Annotated in this window: 18 protein-coding genes; 10 read left to right on the top strand and 8 right to left on the bottom strand. The window is 51.1% G+C overall.

All coding sequences use genetic code 11. The features are described 5' to 3' along the window. Positions 1–249, top strand: a 249-nt coding sequence (locus tag J7M22_04920; GenBank protein ID MCD6505951.1) for a glycosyltransferase, incomplete at its 5' end; no start/stop codon positions are given. After that, positions 246–1415: a glycosyltransferase family 4 protein gene (locus J7M22_04915; protein ID MCD6505950.1), complete on the top strand. Its 1170-nt coding sequence runs from the start codon at positions 246–248 to the stop codon at positions 1413–1415. The genes J7M22_04920 and J7M22_04915, both read left to right, overlap by 4 nt. Positions 1416–2512: 1097 nt before the next feature. Here the strand turns inward: J7M22_04915 and J7M22_04910 are convergent. The 3 genes from J7M22_04910 to J7M22_04900 are packed head-to-tail and all read right to left on the bottom strand — an operon-like array spanning position 2513 to position 5441. Next, on the bottom strand, positions 2513–3736 hold the full coding sequence (locus J7M22_04910) for a glycosyltransferase family 2 protein (protein MCD6505949.1): 1224 nt from the start codon (positions 3734–3736) through the stop codon (positions 2513–2515). Beyond that, a complete protein-coding gene (locus J7M22_04905; protein MCD6505948.1) occupies positions 3733–4521 on the bottom strand; it encodes a polysaccharide deacetylase family protein in 789 nt (262 codons plus the stop codon). Before J7M22_04905 ends, J7M22_04910 begins: the two co-directional genes overlap by 4 nt. Beyond that, entirely contained in the window at positions 4518–5441 is a 924-nt protein-coding gene (locus J7M22_04900) for a class I SAM-dependent methyltransferase (GenBank protein ID MCD6505947.1), read from the bottom strand. Before J7M22_04900 ends, J7M22_04905 begins: the two co-directional genes overlap by 4 nt. A 292-nt stretch (positions 5442–5733) precedes the next feature. Between J7M22_04900 and J7M22_04895 the strand changes: the two genes are divergently transcribed. The 8 genes from J7M22_04895 (at position 5734) to J7M22_04860 (ending at position 14655) form a co-directional block, all read left to right on the top strand. After that, positions 5734–6801, top strand: coding sequence for a hypothetical protein (locus J7M22_04895; GenBank protein MCD6505946.1), 1068 nt, complete (start codon positions 5734–5736; stop codon positions 6799–6801). Continuing rightward, complete coding sequence (locus J7M22_04890) at positions 6798–7841, top strand: GNAT family N-acetyltransferase (protein ID MCD6505945.1); 1044 nt, start codon at positions 6798–6800, stop codon at positions 7839–7841. The genes J7M22_04895 and J7M22_04890 overlap by 4 nt, the downstream gene beginning before the upstream one ends. Before the next feature lie 4 nt (positions 7842–7845). After that, positions 7846–8973: a GNAT family N-acetyltransferase gene (locus J7M22_04885; GenBank protein MCD6505944.1), complete on the top strand. Its 1128-nt coding sequence runs from the start codon at positions 7846–7848 to the stop codon at positions 8971–8973. Next, positions 8961–10427 (top strand): lipopolysaccharide biosynthesis protein, encoded by a 1467-nt coding sequence (locus J7M22_04880; GenBank protein ID MCD6505943.1) that lies wholly within the window; start codon positions 8961–8963, stop codon positions 10425–10427. Before J7M22_04885 ends, J7M22_04880 begins: the two co-directional genes overlap by 13 nt. After that, positions 10417–11544 (top strand): GNAT family N-acetyltransferase, encoded by a 1128-nt coding sequence (locus tag J7M22_04875; GenBank protein MCD6505942.1) that lies wholly within the window; start codon positions 10417–10419, stop codon positions 11542–11544. Before J7M22_04880 ends, J7M22_04875 begins: the two co-directional genes overlap by 11 nt. After that, positions 11537–12295, top strand: a complete 759-nt coding sequence (locus J7M22_04870; GenBank protein ID MCD6505941.1) for a class I SAM-dependent methyltransferase — start codon at positions 11537–11539, stop codon at positions 12293–12295. Before J7M22_04875 ends, J7M22_04870 begins: the two co-directional genes overlap by 8 nt. Positions 12296–12302: 7 nt before the next feature. Further along, positions 12303–13232 (top strand): decaprenyl-phosphate phosphoribosyltransferase, encoded by a 930-nt coding sequence (locus tag J7M22_04865; GenBank protein ID MCD6505940.1) that lies wholly within the window; start codon positions 12303–12305, stop codon positions 13230–13232. Positions 13233–13350: 118 nt separating this feature from the next. Continuing rightward, positions 13351–14655: a glycosyltransferase family 39 protein gene (locus J7M22_04860; protein MCD6505939.1), complete on the top strand. Its 1305-nt coding sequence runs from the start codon at positions 13351–13353 to the stop codon at positions 14653–14655. A 77-nt stretch (positions 14656–14732) separates the two neighbouring features. Here the strand turns inward: J7M22_04860 and J7M22_04855 are convergent, their stop codons facing one another. The 5 genes from J7M22_04855 to J7M22_04835 all read right to left on the bottom strand — a co-directional run bounded on the left by J7M22_04855 (position 14733) and on the right by J7M22_04835 (position 16629). Continuing rightward, positions 14733–14861 (bottom strand): type II toxin-antitoxin system HicA family toxin, encoded by a 129-nt coding sequence (locus J7M22_04855; protein ID MCD6505938.1) that lies wholly within the window; start codon positions 14859–14861, stop codon positions 14733–14735. 48 nt (positions 14862–14909) lie between these two features. Next, the gene (locus J7M22_04850) at positions 14910–15200 is read right to left on the bottom strand and encodes a type II toxin-antitoxin system HicB family antitoxin (GenBank protein MCD6505937.1); all 291 of its coding nucleotides are present in this window, start codon (positions 15198–15200) and stop codon (positions 14910–14912) included. Between the two features lie 350 nt (positions 15201–15550). Then, a complete protein-coding gene (locus J7M22_04845) occupies positions 15551–15976 on the bottom strand; it encodes a type II toxin-antitoxin system VapC family toxin (GenBank protein MCD6505936.1) in 426 nt (141 codons plus the stop codon). Beyond that, on the bottom strand, positions 15973–16224 hold the full coding sequence (locus J7M22_04840; GenBank protein ID MCD6505935.1) for a ribbon-helix-helix protein, CopG family: 252 nt from the start codon (positions 16222–16224) through the stop codon (positions 15973–15975). The genes J7M22_04845 and J7M22_04840 overlap by 4 nt, the downstream gene beginning before the upstream one ends. Before the next feature lie 123 nt (positions 16225–16347). After that, on the bottom strand, positions 16348–16629 hold the full coding sequence (locus tag J7M22_04835; GenBank protein ID MCD6505934.1) for a hypothetical protein: 282 nt from the start codon (positions 16627–16629) through the stop codon (positions 16348–16350). Positions 16630–16660: the final 31 nt, after the last annotated feature.

Genomic DNA, 16660 nt, shown 5'->3' with positions numbered 1-16660 from the left:
GTCGGTCTCCCGATCGTGGCGACAGATGTAGGCGGTATACCGGAAGCGGTGGAACACGGCTTAAACGGTTTTCTGATTCCTCCCCGTTCCCCACAACAGATGGCTATCGCCCTCCTGAAGCTGATCCATGATCCCGAACTGAGGGAGAAACTCTCGATTCAGGCGCGTAAAAGGGCCGTTGAACGGTTCAGCATAAAAGCGATGATCAAGGCATATCAGGCGCTCTACGAGGAGGTCATCTCGGGATGACGAGGATTATAGCTGTGTCGAACCTATTTCCAAACAGGCGAAATCCACAGCTGGGAACCTTCAACTTGCAGGAGTTCTCCGCTCTGTCAAGGCTCGCCGATGTGAAAGTCATCTCACCTCTGCCCATAGGGAAGTTCAGGGGTGTCCCTAAAAGGGATATCATCAGAGGGCTAGAAACCTTCTACCCGAGATATCTCTGGACGCCCAAAATAGGCAGATCCCTCTATGCCCTGTGGCTGATACCTCCCCTATGGCGGACGATCAAAAGGATCATCGGAGGCGGATTCGATCCGGATCTGCTTCTGGTCGCATGGTGTGATCCCGATGGCGTAGCAGCGCTGATGGTTTCGAGGATCCTGGATAAACCTTGTGTCATAAAGGCTCTCGGCACGGATATAAACCTGTTCACCGAAAACAGGCTCAGGAGAAGATCGATCGGCTGGGCCCTCAGGAAGGCAGATGTCGTCATAGCGGTAAGTCATGATCTTAAAAGGAAAATCATGGCGCTCGGCGTGAACGAGGAGAAGATAGAAGTTCACTATAACGGCGTGGATACCGATCTGTTCAGACCCATGGATAGATCCGTTGCGATCACAAAGCTGATCGAGCGGGGATTCCCCGATAGGATCTTCGACGGCCGGCTTATACTCTTCGTCGGCAATTTCTACCCGATAAAAGGGGCTCGGATTTTGATGGAAGCGCTCTCGATCCTGTCAAAATCAAAACGGCTGCCGAATCTGAAACTCATCCTTATAGGTGATGGACCGGAAAGAAGGGAGCTTCAGGAGTTGAGCTGTAAGCTGAGGCTCAGAGAACGGGTGTGGTTCATCGGGCGGCGGCCTCACGAGGAGATACCGCTGTGGATGAATGCTGCTGATCTGCTTTGTCTTCCGAGCCTAAACGAGGGGCTTCCCAACGTGATACTTGAGGCGCATGCCTGCGGCAGACCGGTGGTCGCCTCAGATGTCGGAGGGGTGAGAGAGATACTGGTGGACGGCGAAGGGGGATATCTCTGCCGGCCGGCCGATCCGAAATCGTTGGCTATGGCCGTTCTTAAGTCCCTCCGTCCTTGGAACAAAGCGAAAATCAGGGCGAAGGTAGAGGGACTCTCCTGGGATGAAAACGCCAGGAGGATCCTCCTACTAGCTCGATCCTTGAGGAGATGAGAGGATGATCAGGGATAGAGACATCATCATAGTTTCATCAGACGATTGGGGCATCGGTCTTAAAACCAGCAAATATCATCTGGCCACCAAAATGGCCAAGTTTAACAACAGGATCTTATTCGTGGAGTCCACAGGACTTCGCTCGCCTAAGTTGAGCAAATTTGATCTGAAAAGGATCACGGGCAAATTCAGGGGGATGGTAAGCAGACTCAGACAGGTTCAGCCCAACATCTTCGTTTTGACGCCACCGGCGATCCCCCTTCATCGTTTCAGGCCGATAGGGATGTTCAACTCGATTCTTTTGACCCTCTCCATCAAAAGCGCCCTTTTGGAGCTCAGGTTTCGATCGCCGATCCTCTTCATATTCATCCCGACGGGATGGGCGTTGCCCGGGAAGCTTGGCGAGAGCATAGCGATCTACTACTGTGTGGATGATTACTCAAGCTTCACGGGGGTTCATAGCCAAACTATAAAGAAGCTCGAAAGGAAACTTCTGGAGAGCGTGCGGATATGCATCACGTCCTCGCTGAAACTATACGAGGAAAAGATCAAGGTCAATCCCAACACCTTTTACATACCCCATGGCATCGATGTGGATCACTTCGCCAAAGCTCTAGATCCGGATCTCAAGGTACCCGATGATCTGGATCGGATACCTAGGCCTAGGATAGGTTTTTACGGGTTCATCGAACGGAGGTGGCTCGATTTTGACCTTCTCGAGTATCTTGCGGCCAGACATCGGAATTGGTCGCTGGTGCTCATAGGAAAACTCGGAGATGATATATCACATCTGTTGAGGTTCCCCAACGTCCACTACCTCGGCGTCAAACCCTATGAGGAGCTACCTGCCTATAATAAGGGATTCGATGTGGCGGTTATACCGTTTGCCGTGAACGAGATGACGCTCAACTCCAACCCGCTCAAATTGAGGGAATATCTGGCCTCGGGTCTGCCGGTGGTGGCGACCGACCTGCCGGAGATAAGGAAGTTCTCGGATGTCGTCTACCTCGCTCGAGATCACCGAGAGTTCGAGGTAGCCCTAGAGGTGGCGATCCACGGTGACATACCATATCTGGCGAGGAGAAGGCTTGAGGCCGTCAGGGATGAATCCTGGGAGAACCGATTCGAGCTGTTATCTCAAATTGTGGAGAGGTACCTTTACACCATGTCACCTTCTGTTTCCCCGTCGCATATCTGTAAAGCCCCACCATCACGGCAGTATTAAGCATCAGGAAGGTGTAAGGTATGGATAGAAAACGCCACGGTTTCAGGTTACCATGATGAGATGTAAGATGCCCTGATAGGGCGGCTAGATAAAGGAGAAGTTGTGCTATAAGAGCCCCCTTGTAGAACGGAGCTGTGCTTATGAGCGATGCATTGAGGATAAAAGCGAAGATCAAAGCGAACGGGACGAGGAGTCGAAATACCTTGTGGGATATCATCTGAAAAAGCAACCTGTTCCTAAAGGGATTATAGAGCTCTTTAAACCTCAGGAAAAGCTGGAAGTTGCCGGCGAGGGTTCTCACCTTTCTGATGAATTCCCTCTTAGGATCCGGTGCGATCGGGTCGAACGCCTTGGCCTTAGGTTCAAACACAACCCTATACCCCTGGAGCGCAACACGCATCGGTATAAGGACATCATCGAGAATTATGTCCTCGGCTATCGGATGAAATAGCTCCCGTCTTATGGCGTATATCGCCCCTGTGGCTCCCACGACGGAGTCCATCCTGCTTTCGAGCTTTCTCAACAGCTTCTCGTATTTCCAATAGATCCCAATGCTTTCCGTAGTCTCATTGAGGCCACCGCTTTGATAATCCGGCCCCTCAACCAGACATAGTTCACCGCTGACGGCTCCGACCGATTCGTCGTTGAAGTTCGCCACTATCTCCTTAATGGAGTTCCTCGCGTAGAGCTGTCTGGAATCCGAAAACAGTATGATCTCTCCCCTGGCATGAGATACACCCACGTTTAACGCTCTGGGTTTTCCACCTCTCTCCGGTAATTTGATCAGCTTCACCCTGGGATCGGGGAATCGCTGGACTATGATATCGGTATCATCCGTAGAGCCATCTGACACCACGATCACCTCCAGCTTGTCCTTCGGATATTCCTGGTCCAAAAGGTTTCTCAGCTTCGCCCCTATCACCTTCTCCTCGTTGTATGCCGATATGATAACCGACACAAGCGGATGTCGATTATAGGATTTCCTCGGAAGAGCGGTTTTAAAGCGCGATAGCACGAGCAACGTTAAGGGATATCCGAAGTAGGTGTAGATGATGAAAAAGATAGACATCCAAAACGCCAGTTCTGCTATCTTCACGGCTTCACCCCATCCAATAATTTTCGTCTCAACCTTACATACGATTTATTCCCCAGCACCTTTTTCGCTGCATTGAGCAGAACATACCTGGTTTTGCAGCGTAATTCAGTAAATTTATCGCCTTCCACGATCCTCTGAAATTCCGACATATCCGTATTTCTCCTCACGATCCATCTTCTCAGCCTGTATAAATCCGTATCGGGGCCGTTGGTTCCTATCTCAGAGGTGCAGATAGCCTTATACCCGCACTCCATCGCTATCCTTTTCACGACCCTGCTGTATCGCCCGCCGGGGAGGGCCAGATATAGGACGGTTTCGCCCGTCATTTCCTCTATGATTTTCTTCGATTCCCGAAGCTCCCATCTTATCGCGTCGGGCGGTAGATCCGACAGGAACGGATGTGTCACCGTATGTGATTGGATCGACATACCCAGCTCTGCCATCTCCTTAATCTGCCTCCATCCCAGGGTTATCCCTACGTTTCGGACGGTGATGAAGAACGTAGCGTGAAATCCGTATCTCAAAAGCTCCGGCACTCCATACTCATAATCGCTCGAGTTGCCGTCATCGAACGTTATAATCACCGCCCTCTTGGGAAGGGGCTCTCCGGCGCATATATGGAGGACAAGTTCATCAAGCGAGATCACGTCATATCCCGACCTTGACAGATATTCCATCTGTCGCCTGAACTCCTTCAACTTAACCGAATAGATCAGCTTATCGCCGTCCACCTTCCCATCGCCCGGATCTATCGAATGGTAGAGCAACATCAAGGCCTCATTCATCTCGGCTTCTCCAGGATAACTGTGAATTTAATGGTTGCCAGCTCCTCTCTCGAGTAACCTCTGAATTCCCTGGCTACCCTCATGCTGGATAGAGCATTATATGAACGTTTATCCAACGTCCTATCGAGGCTGACGATCCTGAACCCCGTTTTCTCGAAGAGGTCCAGATAGTAAGGATAGCGAGCTCGATTGAGATATTTTATGCGGTTGTTCACGAATCTATCCCAAAACCAGCCGGGGTATCTGAGGAAGTTTATCGAGGTCGCCTTCGGATCGGAGGCAGCATATTCATCGTGAAGATTCACCCTATGGATCGACAACCCACCCGGTCTTGTTATCCTATATAATTCCTTCAGGACAGCGGGCAGGATACTCGGAGGGATATGCGCTAACACCAATCGGGATACCGTGACATCCCGGGAATCGGAGGCTACCGGCAGATCCGTTGTATCAGTCGGTGCCAGATAATAGATGCCCAGCGTCTCCATGATATCTTCAACCTTGGATCTCCCAAGAGCCCTTTCAAGTTTCCTCTCAGCATCTCGGAGTGAGAATCCGGATATTTCCGTTAGGATCACGAGATGTCTTCGCATTTCGGCCAATGTCCTGATGACTATCTCCGTTTTCAGGTGTTTAGCTATGTCGAAGGTTTCGCAACGTGCGCCTAAAAGGGATAGGGTTATCGGCAGTATCGGAACCCATCCCGTTCCTATCTCCACCACCTTGACGCCAGTTATCGTACCCTGCCTTCGCAGAATGGGGACGACGAAGGTTCTTACTATCTCCTCAAGCTTATCGGCAACAGAGATCTCCTTGAGCTCGCCATATCGCCTCTGCAATAAAAAATTCAGGGCGCATCCATAAGGCATTAATGAAAGGGATTTCTGGATTAGAACCTTCAGGTACCATCTGCCTTTCACCGTTTCGCTCCTCTAACAGGTGCTACAGAACTTATGAGCAACAAGTATGCCATCGGTGAAGCCGCTTATAACGCGATAGTTGGGGATCACCCTGTTGCAGAATAGGATCGATTCTTCACTCTATGGGAATTCAATTTCACAGGAACATGCCCGGAAACCGCTATATATATGGTTTCCCAAATGGTATGGTTATTGCTCAGATGCCGTATCAGCGTCGAGAAGAAGGAGATGATGACTCATGAGGCTGATAAGGCCGTATCTGCGAGCTATTAAAGGGGAGTTCAGCAGAAACATGATCGGAGATGTAGGCCCAGTTGAGGTGATCTTCTGCGTGGCGGACCATTTCGAGCCCAGGGTGGGACAAGTGTCGATGAAAGTCGAGAGGGAGAGGGTATCGAGATGGGTCAGGTGGTATCCCCGTTTTGCCGAAAGACATAAAGATTTCGATGGCCGTCCTCCGAGGCATACCTGGTTCTTCCCGCTGGATGAATACTTCTCGGAGCATCTGGAGAGACTGGCCGAGCTCTGCGCGGAGGGATATGGCGAGATAGAGCTCCATCTACATCACGACAGGGATAACCCCGTGGACCTGATGAGGAAGCTCAACCTTGCCAAGAAACTTTATATGTTTCAGGGCGGAATGGCTAGATCTCGATGGAGCGAACCGGTTCCCAAAAACGCCAGATACGCTTTCATTCACGGCAATTGGGCTTTGGACAACTCCTGGAACGGCAGATGGTGTGGGGTGAACTGCGAGTTGAAGGTTCTGAAACAAACCGGCTGTTATGCCGATTTCACCTATCCCTCAGCCCCTCATCCCACTCAGCCGAGAATGGTCAACGCCATCTACTGGGCCGAGGATGATCCGGAAGAACCGCGATCCCATGACAGAGGTGATCCGGTCAAGGTGGGCGGATACAGGAAGGGCGACCTGATGATCATCACAGGCCCCCTTAGGCTGAATTGGCACAGCAGAAGATGGGGCCTCCTGCCGAGGATCGAAAACTCAGATATAAGCTGGCATAATCCCCCAGATCCGCGGAGGGCAGATCTCTGGGTGAAAACCGGCATACAGGTTAAAGGAAGACCGGAATGGATCTTCATCAAGATTCACACACACGGAGCCACCGATCGAAATGCCAGGATGCTGCTCGACCCATATGGTCCGATGGACGAGATGCTCTCCTACATGGAGGAGAAATACAACGACGGCAAAAAATTCAGGCTTCATTACGTCACCGCAAGGGAGATGTATAACATCATAAGAGCCGCCGAGGCAGGACTGAGCGGCAACCCGGGAAGATATCGTGATTTCGAGCTTATATCGAACCTGGATCTGATCAGGGGGATACGATCATGAAGATCAGATCACAGATCATAACTGATCGGAGAGATCTCATCGATCTACGACCAAGATGGGAAAAACTGCAAAATGAAAGCGGATCAAGGTCTATCTCGACAACCTGGACCTGGATGTGGACGTGGTGGGAGGTGTTCGGCGAGGAAGGCGAGCTGTTCGTCATCCTCATCTACGGTGGTGATGAGCTCATAGGCATAGCACCGCTCTGGCGCAGAAGGATAAAGCGGTTCGGCCTGATCCCCATGCTCCAGATCAGATTGCTTGCCACCGGCGAGAGGGAAAGCGATGAGATCTGTTCGGACTACCTGGATTTCATCCTTCGCCGAGGTCGTGAGGAGGAAGCGATCGAAGGGATATTCGACGCCCTCCAGGGCGAGAGGTGGGATGAGATCGTGATCGAGTCCCTGGAAGCTCGCTCCGGAACGGTCGGGCTGTTGAAGCGGATCGCCTCCGATAGGGGATTTAAGATACAGGAGCTCGGACGGATACCCAGTTTCTGTGTGGAACTTCCCGAAAGTTGGGAAAGCTATCTGGCTCAATTGAGCCAGTCCTTCCGCAAGAAGATCAGACGGAACAGAAGAGATTTGGCGAAAGCACATTTCAGATCGGTTAAGACTCATTCAGAACTGGAGGCGGCCTTCGGCAGGTTAATCGAACTTCACCAGGAGAGAATGAGGTCCCTGGGAAGACCAGGGGTCTTCTCAAGCGAGAGGTTTACCAGATTTCACAGGCTCATCTCGCGCAGGCTCTTGGACGAGGGAAAGCTCTACATGACGAGCCTGGATCTCGAGGGTGAGACGATAGCAATCAACTACGGATTCAGGGAGGGTGATGCCCTTTACATATATCAATCCGGAATCCGATCTCTGGAGACCAACAGGATATCACCGGGAATAGCTTTGGAGAGCCTCTGCATCGAGGATGCGATCCGATCCGGCCTGCGAAGATATGACCTCATGCGAGGGGATGAGGAGTATAAGCTTCACTGGAGGCCGGTCAAACGGGAGATGGTGAGGCTCAAAATCCGAAGGGGAAGGTGATGGGATGAGGGTCAAAGTAGTTAAGGATGAAAGCGAATTCATGCGGATGAAACCGATATGGGATGCGCTCCTTGAAAGGTGTCCCGATAGCATGATCTACCTGACACATGAATGGATGCAGGCCTATTGGGGGGCGATCGATCTCGAGAAAGAAAGGAGGATGTTGATTCTAACGGTTTATGATGGTAATAGGCCGATAGCTATCGCCCCTTTTGTGGTCCTAAGGGAACGTAGGCTTGGTCGAAAATGCAGGGTCATCCGCTTTCTGGGATATGACGGAATGCGATCTCATCTGATCCTGACCGAAAAACTCGCTGAGGCCATCAACGCGGTGCTGGATTTTCTACATCACAACCGGCATATCTGGGATCTGGCCGTGCTCAACAACCTGCCGCTAGATTCACCGAACACCGATCTGTTGATAGATAAACTGTGGGAAAGCGAATTTCGATTCGGATATACCATAAGCCGGCTCTCACCGTATATCCCCCTGACAGGGGATTGGAATTCGTATCTAGCCTCAAGGAGCAGGTCGCTTAGAAAGGAGATAAAATACAAAAGGCGGAGGGCCGAAAGGGAATATCGGGTCGAGCTGAAAAGGATCACCCGAACCGAAAATGTTGACCTGCTGATGGATAAAATCGTGGAGGTGGACGCCAGGAGCTGGAGATATAAGACCGGGGCGGCGATAATCCTGAATCCTGATGTGAGAAAGGCCCTCTATCGATTGACCCGTTTGGCGAACGAGCGTGGATGGCTTTACGTGGGACTGTTGGAGTTCGACGGACGGCCGATCGCCTTTGAATACAAACTCGCATACAACGGGACCGTCTACGGGTTGAGGATCGGATATGATGAGGAATACAGGAGATATTCCCCGGGACTGATACTCAGGAGCTTTATGTTGCAGACCGCTTTCCAGGATGGGATGAGCGAGTTCGATCTGGCCGGCCATAATGAGGAGTATAAGGCGAGATGGACGAGTCAAATCCGAGAGCATATAGATCTGACCCTATACAACAGGACTTCGCCTTTCTTCATCCTCTATTCGGTGCCTGTTTTGAGAAGAATTAAGCCGTTGAAGAAGATCAAAGATAACCTGCTCAGGGTTAGAAAGCTATGGAAAAGTTAGAGTCTAAGACCGTAAAAGGCCTCATCTGGGGCGCTGGCGCCCAGATCTTCATATATTCCTTCCAGTTCGCCGTTACCGCTTTGCTGGCGAGGATACTTGCGCCTGAGGATTTCGGATCCGTGGGGATAATCGCCGTCCTGCTGGAGTTCAACGTGATAATCGGTGGGCTGGGCTTGACCACGGCGCTGGTGCAGCGCAGGGATCTAAACCGAGATCATCTGCATACGGCCTTCTGGTCACAGCTCGGGATGAACTTGGCCCTCTACGTCGCGGCGGTGTTCCTCTCCTCCAGAATCGCCTCCTACTACGGCAACCCGATCCTGAGGAACCTGATGCTCATCCTGGCGTTTAACGTCATCCTTGAGGGATTGACCTTCATTCCCAGATCGCTTCTCTATCGTTCGATGAGATTTAAGGAGCTCTCCCTGATGAGGGGAACATCGGAGGTGATATCAGGGATCTCCGCCCTCGCTCTTGCCTTCGGCGGAGCTGGGATCTGGTCGCTTGTAGGCAGAGGGATGATCGGTAGGGCATCACATGTGGTGATGCTGTGGTATAAAGTGACATTGCGACCGAGGCTGAGGTTCAGTCTTAAGGCTTTCAGGGAGCTCTCCCCCTTCGGGATGAAGGTGATGGGATCAGACCTGCTGGAGTTCATATCCTCGAACGGGGATTATCTGATCGTGGGTAAGATGTTAGGCGTACACGCTCTGGGGATATACACGCTGGCCTATAAGCTGATATCCTTCCCCCTGGAGAGGATAGCCTCGATCATCGTGCTCACGCTCCCCGCTTTCTCCGCCATTCGGGATCAACGTGAAAGGTTACGTTCGTGGTATCTGAAGACAACACAGGTGACCGCCTCGGTCGTAACCCCTCTGATCGCTGGTTTGTTCATCCTGGCACCGGAGCTGGTCAGAACGGTGTGGGGAGCGAAATGGTCGGAGGCGATAACGCCGATCAGGCTGCTCTCGATAGCGGGATTGGCGCTCGTGATGGAGAAAACACCCAGGACAGTTCTGATAGCCATAGGTAAACCCGGGTTGATCCTCTGCTTCGATGCCGCTAAAAGCCTTATCCTGGGATTCGGCCTGATATTCGCAGCCAGATACGGTATCCTGGGAATATCAGCCGCCGTGGCCGTAACCGTCACCACCGTAAGCCTGGCAGTGCAGATCATAGCGGCCGGCAAACTCGAAATCGAACACACATCGATCCTTAAAACCCTGTTTCCCGTAATGATATCCCTGTTCGCCATGGCCGGAGGGGTGATAACGTATAGATCGATAATCGTCAGGATATGGGACAGTGATCCTATGCTTCTTATAGGTGGAACCCTTGTAGGAGCGGTGATATATCTATCCGCGCTTAACTTCAGCGAAGGACGGATTCTGAACGAGGCGATATCGCTTCTGAGGAATAGAAACGGCTCGGAGGATGGAGATGAAAGTTAAGGAGATAAGAAACTTCGACGAATTTAAGAGAGTTAAACCGATGTGGGATCAAATGCTGGAGGATTCCCCAAACGATATGTTCTTCCTGAAGCATGAGTGGTTGAAGCTCTGGTGGAAACACTTCGGCCGCGACAAAGAACTGCTGGTTTTAACGGTATGGGATTCAAACGAGCCGATCGCCGCCGCTCCGTTCTACATCGCCGATGAGAGGATCTATGGGCTGAGGTGCAGAACGGTCAGGATAATCGGAAGCGACATCGCCCTGCGCTCCGATTTTCTCCTGTTGAAGAGACCCGAAGAAGCGCTAAGGGCTATCATAAAACATATGATGAAAATCAAGAATGAATGGGATCTGATCCGTCTGGATGATCTCCCCGCTGACTCGATCACCATTCATCCGATCGAGAGAGCCCTCAGGGGGACAGGGACAATCTATGATATCATATCCGGCGCTCTCTCGCCATATCTCCTGATCGAGGGAAGCTGGGAGGAATACTGGCGAGCAAGGGGTAAATCCCTCCGAAAGGAGATACGGCTCAGGTTAAACCGAGCCTCTAAAAACCATTATCTGCATCGCCTCCACTACCGAAGCGGAGGCAACGTGGAATGGCTGATGGGAAAGGTCCTCGAGATAGAAAGCAAAAGCTGGAAATACAAAAGCGGGACCTCGATCCTCTCAAATCCCGATGAGACGAGGTTCTTCCTGGATCTCGCACGATTGGCGGATAGGAGAGGATGGCTTCATCTGAACATGATCGAACTGGATGGACATCCGGCGGCATATCAGTTCAATATAATCTATAAAAAGACCATCCTCGGTTTGAAAACGAGCTTCAACCTGAATTTCGGTAAACTCTCCCCCGGCAAGCTGATACTGTATGATCTGATCAGATTTGCCTTCGAAGAGGGGATATCTGAGGTGGACTTCGGCGGGCAGGCGGAGAGCTATAAGATGAGATGGACTAACAGAGTAAGAGAACATAGAAACCTTGTTATATTTAACGTAGCCTCACCCTTTATCCTTCTATACCTCAAACCGCTTTTGAGAAAGATCGGTCCTCTCAGATGGGTGAAGGGGAAGTTCGAGTTGATGGCGAGGAGGAGAAAAGATGACTGATGAGGAAAGGATAAGGTTTGAAATGTGGCGCCATGAATGGGAGGAAAGGGCGCTTATCGGAGATTGGATAGCCGCCCATGGGTATAGGTTCTCCGACGGATACTCCCCCGAACAGGTATACGGATATATGGTTAAGGATGTGATCGATAAGCTGAAGGTGAGTGAGGGAGATAACGTCCTTGAGGTCGGCTGTGCCACCGGGAGACTCTCATTTGAGATATCAAAAGTCGCTCACAGCGTGGTGGGCATTGATTTCTCCGAGCGGATGATCCGCCGCGCCGTAGAGACATACGGGGAAAAGGGGTTGAAATTCTACGTGGCGGAGGCTGCCGCTCTGCCCTTTCCCGATGAATCCTTCGATAGGGTCCTCTGCTATAGCGTATTCCACGATTTCCCCTCCCGAAACTATGGCGCCAGAGCCCTTTCAGAGCTCCTCAGGGTGTGTAAGCCCGGCGGGGTAATCCTTATAGGGGATATCCCAACTCTGGAGACCTGGAGGTATGACACCCAGGACCTCGATCCTCTCCGCAGGTTCAAAGCCAGGCTCGGGCTCATTCCATCTCTGCGCAGGCCGTATGACCTGATTAAATACGGACTCCTGAAACGACGAAGAAAAGGCGTCTCATGGGTTTATTACAGCAGATCCTTTCTCGCTAGAAAGCTAAATGGGAAAGTTCGCGGATTCGAGTTTCTCGATCAGACCATACCGGGGAAGGATTATCACCGAATAGATCTGAGGATAAGGAGGTAAAGGTAAAGTGCTTTCTGCAGCCATAGATTCGGTGAAAATCCACATCAAAGGTAACTCCGTAACGAGGCGACTGGCGGCTCTCCTGCATCTGATCAGACCACACCAGTGGGTGAAAAACGGGTTCCTCCTGGGGCCGCTTCTGTTCTCGGGATCGCTTGCTAATCCCTCCGCCGTCATAAGAACTATGGAGGCTTTCCTCTGTTTCTGCCTCCTCTCAAGCGGCGTCTACGTGTTGAATGACTTGATCGATGTTAACGAGGACAGGATACACCCTGCCAAGAGGAAGAGGCCGATCGCCTCCGGACAGATTCCGATCTGGGGAGCGATCCTCCTATCGATCGGCCTGATGGTCCTCTCCATCTCTTGGGCGTTCAGCATCGGCACGGGTTTCGGCCTGATCGCCGCCTCATATCTGACGATCAACGTGTTCTACACCTTCAAGCTCAAGCATGTGGTTATATTGGACGTGTTCTCAATAGCGGCGGGGTTTATCCTGAGGGTCTTAGGAGGAGCAATGGTCATATCGGTTATGCCCTCACATTGGATACTGATCTGCACGGGCTTGCTGGCGCTGTTTCTGGGATTTTCCAAAAGACGACATGAGATCATGAACCTCGAGGACGCCGCATCTCATAGGGCCGTGCTCTCCGAGTACAATCCGTATTATCTGGATCAGATGCTGCTGGTGATCGGAGGAGCGACTATAATCGCCTATGTGCTCTACACCATCAGTCCTCAAACGATAGCTCATGTCGGCGATAGGAGATTGCTGTTGACGGTTCCCTTCGTCCTCTACGGGCTTTTCAGATATCAGTATCTGGTATATCACCGGGGCGATAGAGGCGACCCCACCCTGAACCTGTTGAGCGACAGGCCTATTCTGACCGATATTTTCCTCTGGGCGCTCACGGCTATCGGGGCGATATACCTATTTTAGTCACCCATATTATCGCTAAGCATAGTAGAGACCCGATCCGTGTGGAAGGAGCGAGGAGCTAAGAACGAGGATTTCTATCTCCTCCTCGTGGTTAGCAGCTTTACAAGGTGCCGAAGAAATGAGATGGAAGATCGGAGTGCTCATCTTTATATCAGCTCTGGTGATAAGGATACCGATCGCCTTTTTAGGCGAGGATAGACTATGGAACGATGAGATCGACTATGACCGTATAGCGACTAATCTGCTGAAATATCACCAGTTCACCGAATATCCAGGATGTCCCTACTCATACCGTCCCCCAGGATATCCCTTCTTCCTGGCAGCTATATATGCGGTTTTTGGAATCGGAAACCATATGGCCGTGAGGCTCTTTCAGGCGTTGATCGGAGCGGTAGCCGCTCTGCTGCTGTATCTGCTGGGGGGGGAGATAAAGGGAGAGAAGGCTGGGACTATCGGCGGTCTGATATGGGCTTTCTACCCGACGGCTGTAGCCTATACGGGCTATCTCTATTCTGAGACGGTCTTCATGGCGTTGTTCCTGGGCTTTTTATACCTTATGGCTGTTGGGATGAAGATGAGAGGACGGAAGGGAATCCTCCTCTTTGCTGGAAGCGGTCTGCTTTACGGTATGGCAATGCTAACTAGGGAAGTGCTCCTGGCCTTCATTCCGCTTTTCCTGGTCTGGCTGATATGGCAGGTTCCACATAGGGGAAAGGCTGGGATCATCCGATTGATCGCCTTCATGGTGATGGTGATGGTGGTGCTTTTGCCGTGGACGGCCAGGAACTACTCGGTCCACGGTCATCTCATCCTTATAAGCACAAACGGCGGATGTAACTTCTACTACGGCAACAATCCCGAAACCCCGCTTCAGCACTCATGGAAGTTTTCCGGGATGAACGATCTGAAGATCAAATCCCAGCTCTTCAGGTTAGCCGGAGATGATCCGGTTTTGAGGAACAAGCTCGGATATAAGCTGGCATTGGGATATATCCTTCGTCGACCCGACCTCTTCCTTGTAAGATTCGTCGGTAAGATCATGGACATGTGGGAGATAGACAGGGTCCCTGTGGGGAGGATAAAGAACGGGTATTATCCCTGGATGGACAGATTCGCGAGGACGGGGTTCATCGGCCTTGTGGGCGTATACTATATCATGACGGTTTCGCTCGGTGCGATCGGTTTTATGAGATCTTCCAGGGACAGATGGTGGTGGCTTACCTTAACCTTTCTGGTGGGATTTTCCCTGATATTGGCACTGGTCTACGGGCATACCAGATATAGGATGCCGCTTATGCCGTTCATGGCGGTTTACGCCTCGATGGGAATCAACCGCCCGCCCAAAAAAGGCGAGCTCATACCGCTTATCTGTCTCCTTCTCATCTGGATACGCCAGGTTACGCTTGATATCCTGATCCCATAACCATTTGGTTACCCAAAAATTTCCGATAAGGACCATTATGTTAACCAAAACCGCCCGGCAGCGAGAATTGAGGTCGGTCAAAGCTGATTCCATTCCTCCGGGGTAATATCTATCTCACGGAGAATGGCTCGGATCAAACCCACACTAACATCCTTACCTTTATGCATAGGTATCGGAATGATCTTGCCTTTTTCAGGGTGAACCATTCGGATATGACGTCCGCTTTCCTCAGCTTACGGATCACTTGGATCGGTTTAAGGGGCGATAGCTTCGACATCTCGTTCCTCGATGGACACACCTTCTAAGACGGGGATCTCCATTCCGAGCTGTAAGGCTAAAAGGACGTTCCCTTCGATAACGTCCCGTAGATTCTCACGAGCTTCCTCAAAAGTATCTCCCTGGGCAAAAAATCCAGAAGCCCCCGGTACTTTGGCGATTATCACACCATTCTCGTCACGTTCATATTCGGCCAGCTCAAGCGCTTTCTCTATATAATGGCTTAGCGCGAAGAGCTTCACCTTCCTTTTTCTTTCCCCAGTCCCCATGATATCTCCTCCTTGCGAAAAACGACCCTCTGAGAGCTTCTCTGAGCCGTTCTTTCGGACGGGCCTGATACATGAGCCACCTTCGACCCTTTCAAGCGCTCAGAAAACCTCTCAGGAGGTCGGGTGGAAAATCCGTGGGGTTAGCTCGGCGAAAGATGGCAAGGCGATAGCTAAGAGCAAAGCTACGATCAAATTCGCCGTCATTAGAACGTTTAACGTTCCAACGTTCAACGTTTTAACGTTTTCCAATCGGCTTCGCCGTCATTTTGAATGACTACAAATGACTATCAATGACAACAAATGACGATAAATGACCTATAGTATAGGCGGCGGACAGCCGACTGCGGGCGTTACAGTTCGGAAAGGGGGATCACCCAGGGGATATCGGATGCCCTCTCATACAGTTTCTCATCCGCCGTTATGAGCTTACAATCGAGCTTATGGGCGAGGGCGATGAAGTATGAGTCGTAGACCGTCAGCTCCCTTTCATAGGCTATCTCGACGGCCTCGGCGCAGAGGTCGGGATCGATGGGGAGGATATCGATATGCATCAGCGACAGGCTCTCCAGCGCCGTCTTCACCTTCTCCTCGTCGAAGCCCGGCTTAAACCTCAGCACGTTCGCCACCTCGCAGAGCATCAGGCTCGGGGCGGTGAGGATACATCTCTCCTCCATGTGGTCGTATCGGAGTTTCAGCGCCTTTTCGATGTCGGGATCATCGGTCTGGGAGAACCATTTTATCACGACGGATGAATCGAGCACGTATCGGTCGGTCATCCTCTTCCCTCCCTCTGTCTTCTGAGCTCCTCGATTCCGTTCCAGGGGGGCGTCTGTTTTCGGAGCTGGTCCTGGATGGCTATGGCCCTTTGGATCTCCCTTCGTTTCCTCTCCTTCTCCTTTATCCGTATGTAACTGTCCAGCGCCCGCCTTATGAACTCCGCCCTGCTTATGCCCTCCTCCCTGGACATCTCGGATATCCTCTCTATCAGCTCCTCGCTCAGGAGTATGTTCATCGGTTTAGCCATCGCCTTTCACCTCGTTTCTTTCACCCTCCTTGTATCCTGTATCCCGTATCTTGTATCTTGCATCCTACATCTCACATCTTATATCCCATCCATACCACCAGATCCTCCCCATCGGGTTCATATCTATCTTATACGATAGAAATCTTTTAGGTCTTTCGGGGTTAGGTCAAAATCATATATTGCCTCAAAAAACCCTCCACCTCTTGCTGGAAGTCTTTCTTTATTTACATCCGAGAAAAACCACTCTAAATCTCCACTTACCCAACCAGGTTCAAAATATATTGCATAATTCCCTGGTCTTCTGTAGTAGAACTGATATTTCCCACAATGTACACGATCATAGGGATCATAAGCGCTGAGGAGCACCACAAAGATGAAAATGCTCCCTGAAGAAGAAACTGACATCAACCTCCCTCCTCACACGGATCTTGATCTG

The sequence above is a fragment of the Candidatus Poribacteria bacterium genome (genome assembly GCA_021162805.1).
GTDB lineage: Bacteria > Poribacteria > WGA-4E > B28-G17 > B28-G17 > JAGGXZ01.
The sequence above is the reverse complement of the archived record's forward strand: the minus strand, read 5'-3'. Positions and strand labels throughout refer to the sequence as shown.

What these genes read in the sequence shown, in the direction of transcription:
- J7M22_04870 (MCD6505941.1), top strand. Translation starts at nt 11,537, where the DNA reads ATGACTGATGAGGAAAGGATAAGGTTTGAAATGTGGCGCCATGAATGG.
- J7M22_04840 (MCD6505935.1), bottom strand. Translation starts at nt 16,224, where the DNA reads ATGGCTAAACCGATGAACATACTCCTGAGCGAGGAGCTGATAGAGAGG.
- J7M22_04895 (MCD6505946.1), top strand. Translation starts at nt 5,734, where the DNA reads ATGATCGGAGATGTAGGCCCAGTTGAGGTGATCTTCTGCGTGGCGGAC.
- J7M22_04860 (MCD6505939.1), top strand. Translation starts at nt 13,351, where the DNA reads ATGAGATGGAAGATCGGAGTGCTCATCTTTATATCAGCTCTGGTGATA.
- J7M22_04890 (MCD6505945.1), top strand. Translation starts at nt 6,798, where the DNA reads ATGAAGATCAGATCACAGATCATAACTGATCGGAGAGATCTCATCGAT.
- J7M22_04875 (MCD6505942.1), top strand. Translation starts at nt 10,417, where the DNA reads ATGAAAGTTAAGGAGATAAGAAACTTCGACGAATTTAAGAGAGTTAAA.
- J7M22_04885 (MCD6505944.1), top strand. Translation starts at nt 7,846, where the DNA reads ATGAGGGTCAAAGTAGTTAAGGATGAAAGCGAATTCATGCGGATGAAA.
- J7M22_04845 (MCD6505936.1), bottom strand. Translation starts at nt 15,976, where the DNA reads ATGACCGACCGATACGTGCTCGATTCATCCGTCGTGATAAAATGGTTC.
- J7M22_04880 (MCD6505943.1), top strand. Translation starts at nt 8,961, where the DNA reads ATGGAAAAGTTAGAGTCTAAGACCGTAAAAGGCCTCATCTGGGGCGCT.
- J7M22_04855 (MCD6505938.1), bottom strand. Translation starts at nt 14,861, where the DNA reads ATGGTTCACCCTGAAAAAGGCAAGATCATTCCGATACCTATGCATAAA.
- J7M22_04905 (MCD6505948.1), bottom strand. Translation starts at nt 4,521, where the DNA reads ATGAATGAGGCCTTGATGTTGCTCTACCATTCGATAGATCCGGGCGAT.
- J7M22_04835 (MCD6505934.1), bottom strand. Translation starts at nt 16,629, where the DNA reads ATGTCAGTTTCTTCTTCAGGGAGCATTTTCATCTTTGTGGTGCTCCTC.
- J7M22_04850 (MCD6505937.1), bottom strand. Translation starts at nt 15,200, where the DNA reads ATGGGGACTGGGGAAAGAAAAAGGAAGGTGAAGCTCTTCGCGCTAAGC.
- J7M22_04915 (MCD6505950.1), top strand. Translation starts at nt 246, where the DNA reads ATGACGAGGATTATAGCTGTGTCGAACCTATTTCCAAACAGGCGAAAT.